This window comes from Polaribacter sp., assembly GCF_965660385.1.
Taxonomy (GTDB): Bacteria; Bacteroidota; Bacteroidia; order Flavobacteriales; family Flavobacteriaceae; genus Polaribacter.
This window is the reverse complement of the sequence record NZ_CBFHZT010000096.1, coordinates 1-1,269: the sequence shown is the minus strand read 5'-3', so window position 1 is coordinate 1,269 and position 1,269 is coordinate 1. Positions and strand designations below refer to the sequence as shown.

General features: G+C 32.4%; 1 protein-coding gene and 1 pseudogene. Both read right to left on the bottom strand.

What is annotated here, in order from left to right; genetic code table 11:
• Positions 1 to 602: pseudogene (locus tag ACTG3V_RS14975) on the bottom strand (aminotransferase class I/II-fold pyridoxal phosphate-dependent enzyme); the annotation flags it as partial.
• 26 nt (positions 603 to 628) lie between these two features.
• Positions 629 to 1,269 (bottom strand): fatty acid desaturase family protein (locus ACTG3V_RS14970; protein WP_439132982.1); only part of this gene is annotated, 641 nt, incomplete at its 5' end.

Here is a 1,269-nt window from a genome sequence, read left to right as displayed (position 1 = left end):
TAAATCTGCGGATACTTTTCTAAAACTTCAGCTAATGCTCTATATTCTGCCTCACTATAAATAATACCACTTGGGTTATTTGGCGAGTTAAATAAAATTAGTTTTGTTTTTGGTGTAATGGCAGCTTCAAGTTGTGCTGGTGTAATTTTAAAATTATTTTCTATGGTTGAAGGAATCTCAACAGATTTTGCTTCACAAAGTGTGGCAATAGCAGAATAACTTACCCAATAAGGGCAAGGCAATAAAACCTCATCTCCTGGGTTTAACAATACTTGCATTACATTAGCAATAGATTGTTTTGCTCCTGTTGAAACCACAATTTGATTTGGTTTGTAATCCAAATCATTATCGCGCTTAAATTTTACGCAAATTGCTTCTTTTAGTTCTCCATAACCATCTACAGGTGTATAGGCATTGTAATTTTCGTTTACGGCAGCTATGGCAGCTTCTTTAATAAAATCTGGTGTATTAAAGTCTGGCTCACCTAAACTTAAACCAATAATATCTTTACCCTCTGCTCTTAATTCTCTTGCTTTTGCAGCCATTGCCAAGGTCGCAGACGCTGGCAAACTGTTAATTCTGTCCGATAATGGATGTGTCATTTTTACGTTAAGTTATTCAGTTTTTGTTATGCTAATTCAGGTTTTTGACCCAAAACACCCAAATGTTTAAAATGCTCAATAATTGCTTTTCTTGTAGTTTGATACTCATTATAAGGCAAATTAAACTCTTTAGCTGTTTCTTTTACAATTTTAGCTAATTTGCTGTAATGCACATGAGAAATATGTGGAAAAATATGATGTTCAACTTGATGATTTAAACCTCCTGTATAAAAATTTACAAGCCAATTGCTTGGTGCAAAGTTACTTGTAGTATATAGTTGATGGATAGCCCAAGTATGTTCTAAATTTCCATTTTTATCTGGTATAGGCATTTCTGTGTTGGGTACAATGTGTGCCAACTGAAAAACCAAGCTTAAAATCATACCTGCAGTATAGTGCATTACAAAAAAACCAATTAAAACTTTCCACCAAGCAACATCTAAAACTAAAATTGGTAAAACAATCCAAAGTGCATAATATGCAATTTTAGAGATTACTAATTTAGTCCATTCTGTAGTTGGGTTTGGAAATTTACCATACGATAATTTCTTTTTTAAATACCTACGCATTTGTTTAATATCGGTAGTAATTGCCCAATTAATAGTTAATAAGCCATAAAGGAAAATAGAGTAATATTTTTGTACTTTATGAATCTTTAACCATTTAG